Origin of the sequence: Aeromicrobium sp. PE09-221, from assembly GCF_002174305.1 — a bacterium.
Classification (GTDB): Bacteria; Actinomycetota; Actinomycetes; order Propionibacteriales; family Nocardioidaceae; genus Aeromicrobium.
The window spans coordinates 1-2699 of the sequence record NZ_MIJB01000062.1 but is presented as its reverse complement, the minus strand read 5'-3'; the positions used below and the strand labels follow the sequence as shown (position 1 = coordinate 2699).

Here is a 2699-nt window from a genome sequence, read left to right as displayed (position 1 = left end):
GATAAGAAGTTAGCATTTCGCCGTCCAGTAGACATTACGACGATCTTTTTGATTGGTGCGGTTTCAGCTTTATATGATCTGGTATTTGCTCCAAGCATCAAGGGATTTTGGATCGTGCTCTTTATTTTACTGCTAATGCCAGGCGTACTTGGCAACCTGCAAACTCGTACAAAAGTGTCGTTGGATATAGAACGATTGTTTCGTGCAGTATGGAGGATCGGATTTGTTATTCTGTTGTTTTTTTATGTACTATTTTCGATTATTGGTGTGATCCAAAGCATCAGTGCAATGTAACCTGCGGTTATCCCCCATTTTCATTTGCATTATTCCTCGACTTCATGATCTCCATCGTCTTCATAGCCGTTCAAATCTTGAAACAGCTTGTTACTTCACCCGTCTCATCATCTTACTTTCCATCATTTGCGACTTTTGACTCATATTTCAACCGAATTTAGGGTAAACCATTTATAGTTGTGGTTGTTGAACCTAACAGGAGGTGAAGTATGCACTTTAGGTTGCGAGTGGGTTCATTGTGGCTACTTATTGCGTTGCTAATCACTTGTGTATCGACAGCGTGCTGCGGAGTCAATGCCAAATGTCAAAGTCAGGACAATAACAAGCCAAACCAAATAGCTGATCAGCAACAACAATTTCGCTTAAATATATTTGCTGAGCCGCCATCGTTGGATCCCGCTGCTGCACAAGATCAAAATTCTTTTACGGTCATTCATGCGATTGGTGAAGGCTTGACGAGAGTGGATCAAGACGGCAATGTGCTCCCAGGAACGGCGGAAAGCTGGGAAGTGTCCGAGGACGGCAAAATGGTTACGTTTAAGCTTCGTGCAGATGCGAAGTGGTCCAACGGTGATCCCGTTACTGCAAATGACTATGAGTATTCTTGGAAAAGAGTGCTGAATCCTAACTTAGAGATGCCGTCACCTTATGCCTATCAACTCTATTATTTAGCGAATGCGGAGCGTTACAATACGAATCAAGGGGCAGATGTGTCTGATGTAGGAGTGCGAGCCGAGGACGATCGAACGCTCATTGTGAAGCTGGAAAACCCAACTCCCTATTTTTTGAAACTAACGGCGTTTTTCACCTACTTTCCCGTGCATAAATCGACAGTTGAAGCGCATCCGGATTGGGCAACAGAAGCAAAATCAATCGTTTCTAACGGTCCGTTCAAAATGAGTGAATGGCGTCATTCAGAGTCTATTACACTTGTGCCAAATGACAGCTATCACAGTCGTGCAGATATTCGATTTAGCCAAGTCCGACTTATGATGATTGAGGACGCTTCAACCGAGCTGAATTTGTATGAAACCGATCAGTTGGATTGGGCGGGGAGACCGCTTGGCGAAATACCGCTCGATCTCATTCCACAATTAAAAGCAGATGAAACAGCGAATTTGCATATCAAGCCGATTGCGAGCTCCTATTATTATGTGTTCAATACGACAGAGCTTCCTGCAAAAAATGTGGAGTTCAGAAAAGCGCTGTCGATGGCGATTGATCGGCAGGCGTTGGTCGACAAAATCACATTAGGTGATCAAGTTCCTGCTTATGGTTTTGTGGCTGGTGTTCGAGGACTATAAAAGCCATATCGCGAAGAAGTGCCGGATGACTATTTCTTTGAAAATGTAGAAGAGGTGAAGAGACTTCTGGCGGAAGGGGTACAAGAGGAAGGGTTAACTACCTTTCCAGCTACATCGCTCATTCACAATTCAGGACAAGGACATGCGAAAGTTGCAACTGCTGTTGTGGATATGTGGCGAAAAAATCTTGGTATTGAAGTAAAAATTGAATCACAGGAGTTTGGCATACTGCTGAACAATCGGACAAGCAAACACTATCAGATCGCTCGTGCAGGCTGGGGAGCTGATTATGATGACCCGATGACGTATATGGACATTTTCACCTCTGCAAGCGGCAACAATGATACAGGGTGGAGTCATCCCGATTATGACCGATTGGTGAAAGAAGCTTATGAGCAGGTCGATCCGGCGAAACGGATGGATAAGCTCATACAAGCAGAGAAAATTTTAATGGATGGAATGGTGATTATGCCTATTTACTACTACACCGCAATTTGGATGAATAAACCTCATATCAAAAATGTGCATATCGATTATAGCGGGAACATTGATTTTAATCGCGGGTATATCGAACGTTAATTATGGAAATAAGTATGGAATAGAGGCAACTGTGCAACATATTCGCAGTTGTCTCTTCTTATGTCCTGTAGAAATGGAAATGCAGTTGTTGCAGGAGGGATCATGTTGGTTAGAACGATATTGGAAAAGATCGCATTTTCATTACTGTCACTTTTCGTATTAGCTTCAGCTACTTTTTTTCTGATGAAGGCGATACCGGGTGATCCGTTTCAAAGCGAAAAGACGATACCTGCCCCGATTAAGAAAAGGATAGAAGCCAAATACGGGTTGGATCAACCGATGATGACGCAATATGTGAAGTATATGGGTAATTTGCTGCAATTGGACTTCGGAACTTCGATGAAACGCCAACATTGGACGGTCAACCGCATCATTCAAGATTCATTTTGATACTCATCTATTCTTGGCGGTGTTTGCATTTTGTTTTCACTCATAGTTGGCATTGGATTGTGCTTGTTCACGGCGTTAAAGCTGTCGCTTATACAAATCTCCGATCCACCTAGACTCATGAGCATCTCATAT

Annotated in this window: 2 protein-coding genes and 1 pseudogene; all 3 read left to right on the top strand. The window is 43.1% G+C overall.

Translation table 11 applies throughout. From position 1 onward, the window contains the following. Positions 1-294 (top strand): DUF3397 family protein (locus BHE97_RS19235; protein ID WP_140400275.1); only part of this gene is annotated, 294 nt, incomplete at its 5' end. A 209-nt stretch (positions 295-503) separates the two neighbouring features. Next, positions 504-2177: pseudogene (locus BHE97_RS20890) on the top strand (peptide ABC transporter substrate-binding protein). Between the two features lie 102 nt (positions 2178-2279). Continuing rightward, positions 2280-2567: a hypothetical protein gene (locus BHE97_RS19885; protein ID WP_140400274.1), complete on the top strand. Its 288-nt coding sequence runs from the start codon at positions 2280-2282 to the stop codon at positions 2565-2567. The last annotated feature ends 132 nt before the right edge of the window (positions 2568-2699 follow it).